We start from the raw sequence: 13,490 nt of genomic DNA on the forward strand, positions 1-13,490 counted from the left end.
ATGTCCGACTTCCGGCTCTGGCATTATGACGGCGTGACGGCGGTCCGGCGCGAAGTCCTGCTGCGACCCGCCGGCACGGGCTTTGTGCTGGAGGAGCCGGAAAGCGGCTGGGCGGGCCTGCCCGCCGACTGGAGCGACCTCACCGTCATCGGCCTGCAGGGTGATCGTTCCGCCTATGGCCATAAGACGGTTCCCGGCTGGCGCATGGGCTTTTCCGGCGAAGCGCCAGCCGACATCGCCACCCATTTGCCGAAGGGCGAACGCTATGGCCGCTGGATCGACCGCTTCGGCCTGTGGCCGGCGGCCGCCGTCTTCACCATCGCCGCCGCTCTCATCATCTGGGGCGCGCTCGAGGCACCCGCCGCCATCGCCCCGCTCGTCCCGCACGCCTGGGAGAACCGGATGGGCGACGCCATGGTGGGCGATTTCGGCGGCCGTTTCTGCCACACGCCGGCGGGCGATGCCGCGCTCAGGGGACTGGCGGCACGGATCGACCCGGGCCATGAGGCCCGCGACATCGCACTTGCCAATATTCCGATGGTGAATGCGGTGACATTGCCGGGGGGACGGATCATCCTCTTCGACGGGCTGGTCCAGCAGGCAAAGTCCGCCGATGAAGTCGCGGGCGTGCTTGGCCATGAACTGGGCCATGTGCGCCACCGCGACACGATGACGGGCCTCATCCGCCAGCTTGGCCTCAGCGTCGTGCTGGGCGGCGCGGGGGGCAATGCGGGCAATTATCTGAACGGCGTATTGTCGCTGAGCTACGGCCGCGGCGCGGAGTCTGCCGCGGACGGGGTCGCCATCGACCAGATGCGCGCCGCCGGGATTTCGCCCGCCGCGACTGCCGCCTTCTTCGATCGGATCGGCGGCAAGGACGAAGGCACGGAAGCGCGGGCGATGAGCTGGCTTTCCTCCCATCCGCTCTCCGCCGAACGCCGCCGCCGCTTCGCCGCCGCCGTCAAGCCGGGCACAGCTTACCGACCGGCGCTGGATCAGGCGCAATGGCAGGCGCTGCGAACCTCCTGCGCCAGCGATCCGAAGGTCGCCAAATTCTGGGGCCAGTCCTTCTAGGACGAATCGACATTCAGCCCTGACGGCTCGGAAAACATGCTCCAGGACAATTGTCGTCAGCAGACCGCCCGTTTCCCGGCCCCATGAACGGGCCAGCCACCTCACACGAATATCAGCCGGGCCTCGTCGCTCGTCTGCTGCAGGAACCCGACCGGCCCGCCAACCTCCACACCCTTGGGCAGATCGTCCGCCGACATGCCGCAAAGCACAAGTCCGCTCTGACAGGCGAGCAGGGTCACGCCCAATTCCACCGCCTCTTCGATCAGCATCGCCAGCGAGGGCAGGCCCGCCGACCGATGCGCTTCGTCAAGGGGCGCTGCCAGGGGCATACGCAACAGCCCTACCGCATCCAGTTGCAGGAACAGGACCGCGCCGCCGCCCAGCGCCGCCTGGGTCGCCGCCATCACCAATGCGCCGCGCAGCCGCTCGGCATCCGCCGTCGCGACGACGATCCTCAGTTCGCGCATAGTTCCGCGGCGCAGCCCTGGCAGGCGGCGTCCTTGGGCACCGCCACGGTCCGGAACCGCATCGACAGCAGGTCGGCGAGCAGCAGGCGCCCCGCCATATCTTCGCCAAAGGGAACCAGCGCGCGGATCACCTCCAGCGCCGCCAGGCTGCCCATCACGCCCGTCAACGCCCCGATCACGCCCGTTTCGGAACAATTCCGCTCCGGCGCATCCTCCGGCGATCCGACAAGGCAGCGATAGCAGGGCTTGCCCGCTTCCCAGCCGCGATAGGTCGCCAACTGTCCCTCAAATGGCCCGACCGCCGCCGAAACCAGTGGAATCCTCATCTTTTGCGTGCAATCAGCCACCGCCAATCGGGTCGCGAAACTGTCGCAACCGTCCAGCACCACATCCGCGTCCCGCAGCATCAGCGCGGCATTGTCCGCATCGATACGGGCATTGATCGGGATCAGCTTCACGTCCGGATTGAGCCGCGCAACGGCCGCCATCGCGCTTTCGGCCTTGGACGCGCCGATCGCGTCGGTGTCGAACAGCACCTGCCGCTGAAGATTGGAGAGGGCGACGATATCATCGTCTATTACCCGGATGGTCCCGACCCCTGCCGCCGCGAGATAGAGGATCGCCGGGCTGCCGATCCCGCCCGCACCGATGATCGCCACATCCGCCGACAACAGCCGCGCCTGGCCCGCGCCGCCAATCTCCTTCAGCACGATATGGCGGGCATAGCGTTCAAGCTGATCGTCGGTGAGGGGGAGGGATGCCATCAGTTACGCACCCCCGTCGATCCGAAGCCGCCCGCGCCCCTCGCCGTCTCGTCCAGTTCCTCGACCTCGGCGAAGCGTGCCACCTGCACCGGCGCGGCGACCAGTTGCGCGATCCGGTCGCCCCGCGCGATCACAAAGGGTTCCTCGCCCAGATTGATCAATATGACCTTCAACTCGCCGCGATAATCCGCATCGATCGTCCCCGGCGTGTTGGGCAGGCTGATGCCATGTTTCAGCGCCAGACCGGATCTCGGCCGCACCTGCACTTCATAACCTTCCGGAATCGCCATGGCAAAACCCGTCGCCACCGCATGCCGGCCGCCAGGCGCGAGGGTGACGTCCTCCGCCGACACGACATCCAGCCCCGCCGCATGCGCCGTGGCATAGGCCGGCACCGGCAGACCCTCCCCATGGGGCAGGCGCTTCAGGCGGATTTCAATGGGCGGAAGAGGAGAGGACATGGGCGACCTTTTCTATCAAACGGGTGGCGACGGCATCCTTGGGCAGATGGTCCCAGCTCTCGACGCCATCCTTCGAAACAATGTGCACACTGTTGGAATCGCCACCCATCACGCTGGAGCCGGGTGGGCCCGACACATCGTTGGCGACGATCCAGTCGGCGCCCTTGCGCGCCAGCTTCGCCTGCGCATGTTCGGCGATCTTCTGCGTCTCGGCGGCAAAGCCGACCAGCAGGTTGGGACGCTTCGCATGCCGGCCCAGCGTGGCGAGGATGTCGGGATTCTCCACCAGGGCCAAGGGTGTCGGCTTGCCGGAGCTATCCTTTTTGAGCTTCTGATCCGCGGCATCGGCCGTGCGCCAGTCCGCGACGGCCGCCACCATGATCGCCGCATCGGCCGGCAACGCGGCTTCCACCGCCGCCAGCATCTCCCGCGCGGTTTCCACATCGACGCGGCTTACGCCCGCTGGCGTCGGCAGATGTACGGGGCCCGCCACCAAAGTCACCCGCGCGCCTGCCCGCGCCGCTGCGGCCGCTATGGCAAAGCCCTGCTTGCCGGAGGATCGGTTGGCGATGTAGCGGACCGGGTCGATCGGCTCATGCGTCGGCCCCGCCGTCACCAGCACATGCCGTCCCGCAAGCGGCGCATCCGCCGTCTCGAAATCCGGCTGCCCTGCCAGCGGATCGGCGGCAAGCGGCCGGGCGAGCAGCCGCGCCACTTCCGCCGCGATCGCCTCGGGATCGGGCAGACGGCCCTTGCCGAATTCGCCGCAGGCCATTTCGCCGCTGTCCGGTTCCATCACATGCACGCCGTCGGCCTTGAGCTGGGCAACGTTCCGCTGCGTCGCCGCATGATGCCACATGCGCACGTTCATCGCTGGGACGGCAAGCACCGGCTTGTCGGTCGCCAGCAGCAACGTGGTCGCCAGATCATCGGCAATGCCGCCGGCCATCTTGGCAAGTATGTTCGCCGTCGCCGGCGCGACCACCACCAGGTCGGCCTGCCGCGAAAGCTGGATATGGCCGATCTCCCGCTCTTCCTTGAGGTCGAACATGTCGCCATAGACATGATCCTCGGTCAGCACGCCCAGCGACAGCGGCGTCACGAATTTCCCGGCGCTCTCCGTCAGCACCGCCCGCACGGCGATGCCTCGCTTGCGCAACAGCCGCACCAGCTCCAGCGATTTGTAGGCCGCGATGCCGCCCGACACGATGAGAAGGATGCGCTTGGTCATGACTGGCCATCATTTGGTCAAGCGACGCGCCCTTGTCCAGCAATTCCCATGGATGCGCCGGGGACGGTCGGAACCTACAGGCCCCCTCATGCGATTATTGGTTGAGAGCGGCGCAACCGTATCGAAGGGGCATGCATGGCAAGAAGCCGGACCGCACCGGGCCAGATCGACCTCCTGACCCGCTACCGCGAAGTGCGGGCGTTGAGCGAGGCGATCGCCGCGCCCCTGTCGGACGCGGACGCCACGGTCCAGTCCATGGCCGATGCTTCCCCCGCCAAATGGCACCTGGCCCATGTGAGCTGGTTCTTCGAAAGCTTCGTCCTGCGCGACAATGTGGCGGGCTACACGCCCTTCGACCCGCATTACGCCTATCTGTTCAACAGCTATTATGAGGCCGAGGGTCCACGCCACGCCCGGCCGATGCGGGGCATGCTCACCCGCCCGACGCTGGACGAAATCCGCGCCTATCGCGCCCATGTCGACGCGGCGCTGACCACCGCGCTGCCGATGCTGATGCCCGATGCGCAGGCTCTGGTGCTGCTCGGCCTTCATCATGAACAGCAGCATCAGGAACTCATGCTCACCGACATGCAGCATCTGTTGTCGCTGAACCCGCTGGAGCCGGCCCTGTACGATGCGCCCAATGCGCTGCCGGCGCCCGTTCCCGGCCCGCTCCACTGGATCGAGGGTCGGCAGGGCCTGGTCGAGATCGGCGATGACGGAAAGAGCGATTTCGCCTTCGATTGCGAAACCCCCCGCCACAAGACGATTCTCCACCCCCATGCCCTGGCGCACCGGCCGATAACCAATGGCGAATGGATCAGCTTCATGGAGGATGGCGGCTATGCCGACGCCGCCCATTGGCTGTCGGACGGCTGGGCCTGGGTAGAGGCGGAACGGATCGACGCACCGCTTTACTGGCGACGGGACGGACGAGGTTGGACGCGCTTTGGCCTGGACGGGCGCAAGCCGGTCAATCCCGCCGCCCCGGTATGCCATATCAGCCTCTATGAGGCGGACGCCTATGCCCGATGGGCGGGCGCCCGACTGCCCACGGAGGCGGAATGGGAAAGTGCGGCACTCAATATCGCGCCTACCAGCGGCAATCAGTTGGACGATGCGGCCTGCCCCCGCCCCCGCGCCGCGAATGGTGCTTCCGCCCTGACGCAGATGTTCGGCGACGTCTGGGAATGGACGGGCAGCGCCTATCGCCCCCACCCCGGTTTCCGCGCCGCCGAGGGTGCGGTGGGCGAATATAACGGCAAGTTCATGTCCGGCCAGTTCGTGCTGAAGGGCGGCAGTTGCGCCACCCCGCGGGGTCATTTGCGCGCGAGCTACCGCAATTTCTTCTACCCCCATCAACGCTGGCAGTTCACCGGACTGCGGCTGGCAAAGGATCTGTGAGGCGATGCTCCTGACCGAAAATGCCCCGCCATCGCTGCCCGCCCCCGATCCGGCCTTCCGGCGGGACATTATCGAGGGGCTGTCCCGCGAGCCCAAGGCGACGCCGCCCATCTGGTTCTACGACCAGCGCGGTTCGGAACTGTTCGAAGCGATCACCGATCTGCCGGAATATTATCCGACACGCACGGAAACCGCCCTGCTGGAGCGGCATGGCCGGGATTTCGCCGCCGCGATCGGCCCCGGCCGGGCCGTGGTGGAATTCGGCGCGGGCAGTGCACGCAAAACCCCCCATCTGCTGCGCGCCATCGATCCGGCCGCCTATGTGCCGGTCGACATCAGCGGCGACTTCCTCCATGCGTCGAGCGCGCAATTGGCATCGGCCTTTCCGGGCTTGCCGGTTTTGCCGCTGGTGGGCGACTTCAACACCGATCTGGCCTTGCCCACCGCGATCGACGGGCTGCCACGCCTTGGCTTCTTCCCCGGATCGACCATCGGCAATATGGAACCCCATGCGGCGGTCGACCTGCTGCGGGCGATGCGGCGCCTTCTCGGCGAGGGAGCGATGCTGCTGATCGGCATGGACCGGATCAAGGATCGCGGCCGGCTGGTCGCCGCCTATGATGACGCAGCCGGCGTGACGGCAGCATTCAACCTCAACCTGATCAGGCGCATCAATCGGGAACTGGACGGCGACCTGCCATTGGACGGCTTCGTCCATCGCGCCGTCTGGAACGACGACAAGGCGCGGATTGAAATGCATCTGGAAGCGGTGCGGCCGCTTCACTTCCACGTCGCGGGCCAATGCTTCCGCATGACGGAGGGCGAAACGATCCATACCGAAAGCAGCCATAAATATGGCCCACGCGACGAAAGGCTGCTGCTGCGCGCCGGTGACTGGGAACCGGTGCGCGAATGGAGCGATGAGGAGGGGCTGTTTTCACTCGTCCTGGCAGAAGCCTGACTTTCGCAGGACAGCAACCGGCATCGGAACGATCAGCGCAGGCTGAGCATCAGTCCGGCCAGCGCCGCGCTCATCAGATTGGCCAGGCTGCCCGCGACCAGCGCCTTGACCCCCAGCCGGGCGATCACCGGGCGCTGGCTCGGCGCCAGATTGCCCGTGACGGCCATCTGGATCGCTATCGAGCTGAAATTGGCGAAGCCGCAAAGCGCGAATGTGACGATGGCGACGGTCGCGGGCGACAGCGCACCCTGCACCTGCCCCAGGTTGATATAGGCGACGAACTCGTTGAGCACGACCTTGGTGCCGAACAGGCCACCCGCCACCTGCGCCTCCGTCCAGGGAATGTTGAGCAGATACATGACCGGTGAAAAGACATAGCCCAATAGCTGCTGGAAGCTGAGGCCGGGATAGCCGAGCCAGCCGCCGATGCCGCCCAATATGCCGTTTGCCAGTGCGACCAGCGCGACGAAGGCCAGCAGCATGGCGCCGACCGCCACGGCCAGCTTCACGCCCGTCTGCGCGCCCTGCGCGGCCGCCATGATCAGGTTGGCGGGCTTTTCCTCGTCATGGGTGGCGGACGGTATCGGATCGCGCGACATGTCCTCCGGCGCCAGCACAGCGGGGCCGGTGCCGCCGATCCGGTTTTCAGGAAGGACGATGTCGGGATGATCGCCCAGGGGAAGTTCGGGCTCACGGTCCGCTTCGTCCGGCATCATGATCTTCGCCATCAGCAGGCCGCCGGGCGCTGACATGAAGCTCGCCGCCAGCAGATAATCGATCTTGATGCCCATGGCGGCATAGGCGGCCAATATGGTTCCCGCGACCCCCGCCATGCCGCTGGTCATCACCGCGAAAAGCTGCGGCGGCGTCAGTCCCGCCAGATAGGGGCGGATGACGAGGGGGCTTTCGCTTTGCCCGACGAAGATGTTGGCGGCGGCGCAGAGACTTTCGACCTTCGAAACGCCCGTCACCTTCTCGATCGCGCCGCCGACCCAGCGCACGATCTGCTGCATGATGCCCAGATGGTAGAGGATCGAAACCAGGCTGGCGAAGAAGATGATCACCGGCAGGGCGGCAATGGCAAAGCTCGCCCCGCCAATCTCCGGCTTGGCGAGCGGGCCGAAGATGAAATCCGTTCCCGCCTGCGCATAGCCGAGCAGGTTCGCCACGCCACGCGATATGCCGGCGATGGCGGCGCGTCCGGCGGGGACGTAGAGCACCAGCAGGGCAATGCCCGCCTGCAACAGGAACGCCGCGCCGACGACGCGAAGCCGGATGGCGCGGCGGTCGGAAGAAAGGGCGACGGCAATGGCAAGGATCAGCGCGATACCGGCTAGGCCTGTGAGGAGGTGCATGAAGAGCTTTCGCGGGAAGAAAGAATTGCGCGACCATAAAGAGCGCGCAGCACGGAAGCCAGCAGCTTTGCGAAGGTGAAACAGGCGGTTGTGGAGGCGATATGCGGGCCTTGCTGGCAGCGGGACGATGGCCGGAGGCAAGGTCCCCCCAACCAACTGTATCCTCCGTGCCACGACTGGCGAAAAAGCATCCTATTTCGCGATCCCGCACCATTTTATCCTGTCCTACATCCCCCCGGCCTGCCTATTCCCGCTCCGTCTTTGACATGTGGAAATCATTGCCCCGAACGCTACGCGCGGGCGCGCATGCGCGCGCATATGGTGTGAACTTCGGCGGAAAACGGCCCATTCCGGACCTTCCAAACGCAAAAAGGGCCGGCATCTCGCGACGCCAGCCCCTTTTTTTTCGTCCTTCCGCCAGATCAGGCGGCGGCTTTGGCCCGCGACATGCGCTTGCGCTCGTTCGGGTCGAGATAGCGCTTGCGCAGACGGATGTTCTTGGGCGTCACCTCGACCATTTCATCGTCGTCAATGTAAGCGATGGCCTGTTCCAGCGTCATCTTCCATGGCGGGGTCAGGCGGATGCTGTCGTCCTTGCCCGAAGCGCGAAAGTTCGTCAGCGCCTTCGACTTCATCGGGTTGACTTCCAGGTCTTCCGGCTTGGCGTTCTGGCCGATGATCATGCCTTCGTAGAGCGCTTCGCCCACGCCGACCATCAGGACGCCGCGCTCTTCCAGCGGGCCAAGGGCATAGGCCACCGCCTCACCCACGCCGTTGGAGATCAGCACGCCATTCTTGCGGCCTTCGATATTGCCCTTGTGCGGGCCATATTTCTCGAACAGCCGGTTCATGATGCCGGTGCCGCGCGTGTCGGACAGGAATTCGCCGTGATAGCCGATCAGGCCGCGCGAGGGTGCGGAGAAGGTGATGCGGGTCTTGCCGCCGCCCGACGGGCGCATGTCGGTCATTTCCGCCTTGCGCTGGTTCATCTTGTCGACGACCGTGCTGGAGAACTCATCGTCCACGTCGATCACGACAGTCTCATAGGGCTCGGTCCGGTTGCCGTTCTCGTCCTCGCCGAACAGCACGCGGGGACGCGAAATGCCGAGTTCGAAGCCTTCGCGGCGCATCGTCTCGATCAGCACGCCAAGCTGAAGTTCACCGCGACCGGCGACTTCGAAACTGTCCTTGTCCGCCGATTCCGTCACCTTGATCGCGACATTGGATTCGGCTTCGCGCATCAGGCGGTCGCGGATCATGCGGCTGGTCACCTTGCTGCCTTCGCGGCCCGCCATGGGCGAATCATTGACGGCAAAGCGCATCGACAGGGTCGGCGGGTCGATCGGCTGGGCCCGGATCGCGCTGGTGACCGACGGATCGGCGATGGTGTTGGCGACGGTCGCGACCGTCAGGCCGGCCAGCGAGATGATGTCCCCCGCCCTGGCTTCTTCCACCGGCACGCGTTCCAGGCCACGGAAGGACAGGATCTTCGACGCACGGCCGGTTTCCAGCACATTGCCGTCCGCATCAATGGCATGGATCGCCTGATTGACCTTCAGCGTGCCCGAATTGACGCGGCCCGTGAGGACACGACCCAGGAAATTGTCGCGGTCAAGCAACGTCACCAGGAAGCTGAACGGCGCGTCCACGTCCAGCGCCGGCGGCGGCACATGGTCGACGATCTTCTGGAACAACGGCTCCAGCGTGCCCGAACGCAACGACGGGTCTTCATTGGCATAGCCGTTGCGGCCCGAAGCGTAGAGCACCGGGAAGTCGAGCTGCTCGTCAGTGGCATCCAGCGTCACGAACAGGTCGAACACCTCGTCCAGCACTTCCTGGATACGCTCGTCGGGACGGTCGACCTTGTTGACGACGACGATGGGCTTCAGGCCCAGCGCCAGCGCCTTGCCAGTCACGAACTTGGTTTGCGGCATCGCGCCTTCCGACGAATCGACCAGCAGGATCACGCCGTCGACCATGGACAGGATGCGCTCCACCTCACCGCCGAAATCGGCGTGGCCGGGCGTGTCGACGATGTTGATGCGGGTGCCGTTCCATTCGACCGAGGTAGGCTTCGCCAGGATGGTGATGCCGCGTTCCTTTTCCAGGTCGTTCGAATCCATTGCCCGTTCCTCGACGCGCTGGTTGTCGCGAAAGGTGCCGGACTGGCGGAAAAGCTGGTCGACGAGCGTGGTCTTGCCATGGTCGACGTGCGCGATGATCGCGATATTACGCAGGGACATGCAACTGCCTTCGGGATTTAAGGTTTCCCGGCCGGCACCGCGCCTGCTCAGGACTATCGGGCGCGCCCCTACAGGAAATGACGCGCTGCGGCAAGTTCTGCGCGACGACGGACGCCGCCTTTAATGGTCGGAGGCGGCGAAGGCCCCTATTCCGGTTTCCGCCCGCACCCGCTGCGCCGTATAGCCCGCCCTGTCCACCGCAGCGCGCGGCGATCGGTCAAGCAGAGAGATCAGCCAGATCGAGAGAAAACCTGCCGGAACGGAAAAGATCGCCGCCGAACTATAGGGAAAAGGCGCGGGTCCCAGACCGAAGGTGGTCGTCCAGACCGCGGGTGACAGCAGGGTCAGGACAAAGGCCGTCAGCAGGCCGATGGTCCCGCCCCATGCCGCGCCACGGGTGGTGCAGCCGCTCCAGAGCAGCGAGAGGATCAGCACGGGAAAATTGCCCGACGCCGCCAACGCGAAGGCAAGGCTGACCATGAAGGCCACGTTCTGCTTCTCGAACACCAGTCCCAGCAGCACTGCCAGCGCACCCAGCGCCAGCGTGGTCAACCGCGACACGCGCAGTTCGTCCGCCGAACTCGCCCGACCATTTTTGAAGACCGTAGCGTAGAGATCATGGCTGACCGCGGATGCCGCCGAAAGCGTCAGCCCAGCCACCACGGCAAGGATGGTCGCGAACGCCACCGCCGAAATGAAGCCCAGGAAGGCATTGCCGCCAATCGCATGCGCCAGATGGATCGCCGCCATATTGCCGCCGCCGCGGAGCGCGCCTTCTCCGTCCAGATAATTGCCGTCCGTCCCCACCAGCACGATCGCGCCGAAACCGATGATGAAGGTCAGGATGTAGAAATAGCCGATCCATCCGGTCGCCCAGAGCACCGACTTGCGCGCTTCCTTCGCATCCGGAACGGTAAAGAAACGCATCAGGATATGCGGCAGCCCTGCCGTCCCCAGCATCAGTGCAAGGCCGAAGGAAATGGCCGAAACGGGATCCTTGATGAAATTGCCCGGACCCATGATCGACCGGCCCCGCTCCGCCGCTTCAGCCATGGCGGCCCCGCTGGAAAGCGCGGCCTCAGTCTTCACTTCCACCGCGCGGGCAAACAGCGCTTCAAGGCTGAAGCCCATCTGCGCCAGCACCATCAGCGCCATGAAGCTGGCGCCACCTAGCAGCAGCACTGCCTTGATGATCTGCACCCAGGTCGTCGCGCGCATGCCGCCGAAGAGGACATAGAGCATCATCAGCGCGCCGACGATCACCACCGCCACGGCATAGGGCAAGCCGAACAATAATTTGATGAGCTGCCCCGCCCCCACCATCTGCGCGATCAGGTAGAAGCTGACGACCAGCAAGGTACTGACCGCCGCGAAACTGCGCACCGGTGGCTGGGCGAAGCGGTAGGAAGCGACATCGGCAAAGGTGTAGCGCCCTAGATTGCGCAACCTCTCCGCCATCAGGAACAGCAGGATAGGCCAGCCGACCAGAAAGCCGGTGGAGTAGATGAGCCCATCATAGCCGTCGTTGAAGATCTGCGCCGAAATGCCGAGGAAGGAGGCCGCCGACATATAATCGCCCGCCATGGCGAGGCCGTTCTGGAAACCGCTGATCCCGCCGCCCGCCGTGTAGAAGTCGGACGCGGTACGGGTCCGCGCCGCCGCTGCCTTGGTGATCCAGAGCGTCAGGCCCACAAAGGCGACGAACATGAGGATGGCGACCAGGTTCAACGGCTGGCGCTGCGCCTCCCCCTCCAGCGCCGCCGCGAAGGCAGGAACGGGAAACAGGAGCGCCAGGGCAGCAACAAACCCCTTCATGCATCATACTCCTGCGCGGGAGCATGATCCGAAAGGATCGCAGCCATCCGCGCGTCATGATGGCGATTGGCATGGGCGACATAGACGCCCGTGAGCGCGATCGCCAACAGGATGAGGCCAAGACCGACGGGAATGCCGATGGAGGTGACGCCCGTCCCGATCGGCGCGCCAAGCAGCGCCTTGTCGAACGCGATCAGCAGCAGATAACCTGCAAAGGCCGTGAAGATGATGATGGAGAGCAGCCATCCAAGCCGCGCGCGCGCCGCCACCAGTGCATGATAGCGGGGGTCAGCGACAACCGCCGCCACCCATGCTTCTTCCCGGCCTTTCATCTGATCCCCCTGCTCATCTTGTCCGAGTTATCCTAACCAGACCTCAGACGATTGCAATGGCAACCAGGGCGCCCTTATAACGCTGTGGCAGACTTGCGGCCCCACTGTTTTATGCACATATGACAGCGGACCCGCCACGCGCTTCTGGGAGATAACATGGCTTCGATCGCGCCAACCGCTGCCGCAACGACTTCCGGCGACATGCTGAACCTGACCCCGCCCGATCCGGTGCCGCCCGTCGCGCCGGAAAAGGCGGCCGGCCTGGTACCGCTGGACGAGGACAAAAAGTCAAAGCTCGACGAGAAGGTCGATGCCTTCATCGACGATCTCGTCGCGCAGGACGCCAATTCGCCGGAATTCGGCCAGCGGGTCGACCAGCTCACCAATATGGGGCGCAAGGAAATCGCCGAGGCTGCAGGGCATTCCAACCGATTCCTGGACCGGCCGGTGCGCGCCATGGACAGCGACAGCAAGGTCGGCGCGGACCTGGCCGAGCTGCGCCGTACTGTGGAAGATCTCGATCCCGGCAAGCGCGGCAGCTTGACCGCACCAAAAAAGCTGTTCGGCCTGATCCCCTTCGGCAACCGGATGCGCGATTATTTCGACAGCTACAAGAGTGCGCAGAGCCACATCAATTCAATCCTCGGATCGCTCGCCAGCGGCAAGGACGTGCTGATCAAGGATAATGCCGCGATCGATGTCGAGCGGCAGAATATGTGGGCGACGATGGGTCGCCTGGAACAGATGATCCATATCAGCAAGGCGCTGGACGCCCGGCTGGAGGCCAAGGCGCTGGAACTGGATTCGATCGATCCCACCAAGGCCAAGGCGATCCGCGAAAGCGCGCTTTTCTATATCCGCCAGCGCACGCAGGACTTGCTGACGCAGATGGCGGTGACGGTGCAGGGTTATCTGGCGCTGGACCTCGTCAAGAAGAACAATGTCGAACTGGTGAAAGGTGTCGATCGCGCCAGCACGACGACCGTCGCGGCGCTGCGTACTGCCGTTACCGTGGCGCAGGCGCTGGTCGGGCAACGCCTGGTGCTGGAGCAGATCACCGCACTCAACACGACGACCGCGAACATGATCGATTCGACGGGCGAGATGCTGAAGAACCAGACAGCGCAGATTCACGAGCAGGCGGCGTCCAGCACCATTCCGATCGAAACGCTGCAGCGCGCCTTCCAGAATATCTACGATACGATGGACAATATCGACACGTTCAAGCTGAAGGCGCTGGAGAATATGAAGACGACGGTGACCACGCTGTCGAACGAGGTCGAGAAGTCGAAGGGCTATATCGCGCGTGCCGAGGGGCAGGCGCAGGCCGCAAACCAGGCCCGCGCCGATAATCCGCTGCTGAGTTCGATCGAGGCCTGAAGA

At 64.8% G+C, this 13,490-nt stretch carries 12 protein-coding genes; 4 read left to right on the forward strand and 8 right to left on the reverse strand.

Annotated elements, in window-relative coordinates; all coding sequences use genetic code 11:
- Complete coding sequence (locus MRBLMC3_RS18070; RefSeq protein ID WP_363739354.1) at positions 1-1,074, forward strand: M48 family metallopeptidase; 1,074 nt, start codon at positions 1-3, stop codon at positions 1,072-1,074.
- Positions 1,075-1,175: 101 nt separating this feature from the next.
- On the opposite strand, the gene MRBLMC3_RS18075 is transcribed toward MRBLMC3_RS18070, so the two are convergent.
- From MRBLMC3_RS18075 to coaBC, 4 genes are read right to left on the reverse strand one after another with little or no spacing between them, the layout of a single operon-like run.
- Entirely contained in the window at positions 1,176-1,541 is a 366-nt protein-coding gene (locus MRBLMC3_RS18075) for a DsrE/DsrF/DrsH-like family protein (protein WP_363831034.1), read from the reverse strand.
- On the reverse strand, positions 1,529-2,305 hold the full coding sequence (locus MRBLMC3_RS18080) for a HesA/MoeB/ThiF family protein (RefSeq protein WP_363831037.1): 777 nt from the start codon (positions 2,303-2,305) through the stop codon (positions 1,529-1,531). Before MRBLMC3_RS18080 ends, MRBLMC3_RS18075 begins: the two co-directional genes overlap by 13 nt.
- Positions 2,305-2,766 carry a dUTP diphosphatase gene (gene dut, locus MRBLMC3_RS18085; protein WP_363739350.1) on the reverse strand — a complete coding sequence of 154 codons (462 nt, stop codon included), beginning with the start codon at positions 2,764-2,766 and terminating at the stop codon, positions 2,305-2,307. The genes MRBLMC3_RS18080 and dut overlap by 1 nt, the downstream gene beginning before the upstream one ends.
- On the reverse strand, positions 2,741-3,997 hold the full coding sequence (gene coaBC, locus MRBLMC3_RS18090) for a bifunctional phosphopantothenoylcysteine decarboxylase/phosphopantothenate--cysteine ligase CoaBC (protein ID WP_363831039.1): 1,257 nt from the start codon (positions 3,995-3,997) through the stop codon (positions 2,741-2,743). The genes dut and coaBC overlap by 26 nt, the downstream gene beginning before the upstream one ends.
- A 135-nt stretch (positions 3,998-4,132) precedes the next feature.
- On the opposite strand from coaBC, the gene egtB reads away from it, so the two are divergent.
- Positions 4,133-5,401 carry an ergothioneine biosynthesis protein EgtB gene (gene egtB / locus MRBLMC3_RS18095; RefSeq protein WP_363831042.1) on the forward strand — a complete coding sequence of 423 codons (1,269 nt, stop codon included), beginning with the start codon at positions 4,133-4,135 and terminating at the stop codon, positions 5,399-5,401.
- Positions 5,402-5,405: 4 nt separating this feature from the next.
- Positions 5,406-6,362 (forward strand): L-histidine N(alpha)-methyltransferase, encoded by a 957-nt coding sequence (gene egtD / locus MRBLMC3_RS18100; protein WP_363739344.1) that lies wholly within the window; start codon positions 5,406-5,408, stop codon positions 6,360-6,362.
- 32 nt (positions 6,363-6,394) lie between these two features.
- Here the strand turns inward: egtD and MRBLMC3_RS18105 are convergent, their stop codons facing one another.
- From MRBLMC3_RS18105 to MRBLMC3_RS18120, 4 genes are all read right to left on the reverse strand, one after another.
- Complete coding sequence (locus tag MRBLMC3_RS18105; protein ID WP_363831045.1) at positions 6,395-7,717, reverse strand: NupC/NupG family nucleoside CNT transporter; 1,323 nt, start codon at positions 7,715-7,717, stop codon at positions 6,395-6,397.
- Between the two features lie 422 nt (positions 7,718-8,139).
- Positions 8,140-9,960, reverse strand: coding sequence for a translational GTPase TypA (typA, locus tag MRBLMC3_RS18110; protein ID WP_363739342.1), 1,821 nt, complete (start codon positions 9,958-9,960; stop codon positions 8,140-8,142).
- Between the two features lie 120 nt (positions 9,961-10,080).
- Complete coding sequence (locus MRBLMC3_RS18115) at positions 10,081-11,775, reverse strand: cation acetate symporter (protein WP_363831048.1); 1,695 nt, start codon at positions 11,773-11,775, stop codon at positions 10,081-10,083.
- Positions 11,772-12,107 (reverse strand): DUF485 domain-containing protein, encoded by a 336-nt coding sequence (locus MRBLMC3_RS18120; RefSeq protein ID WP_363831051.1) that lies wholly within the window; start codon positions 12,105-12,107, stop codon positions 11,772-11,774. The genes MRBLMC3_RS18115 and MRBLMC3_RS18120 overlap by 4 nt, the downstream gene beginning before the upstream one ends.
- Positions 12,108-12,263: 156 nt before the next feature.
- Between MRBLMC3_RS18120 and MRBLMC3_RS18125 the strand changes: the two genes are divergently transcribed.
- Entirely contained in the window at positions 12,264-13,487 is a 1,224-nt protein-coding gene (locus tag MRBLMC3_RS18125; RefSeq protein WP_363831053.1) for a toxic anion resistance protein, read from the forward strand.
- Positions 13,488-13,490 lie beyond the last annotated feature (3 nt).

It is taken from the genome of Sphingobium sp. LMC3-1-1.1 (assembly GCF_040676285.1).
Classification (GTDB): Bacteria; Pseudomonadota; Alphaproteobacteria; order Sphingomonadales; family Sphingomonadaceae; genus Sphingobium.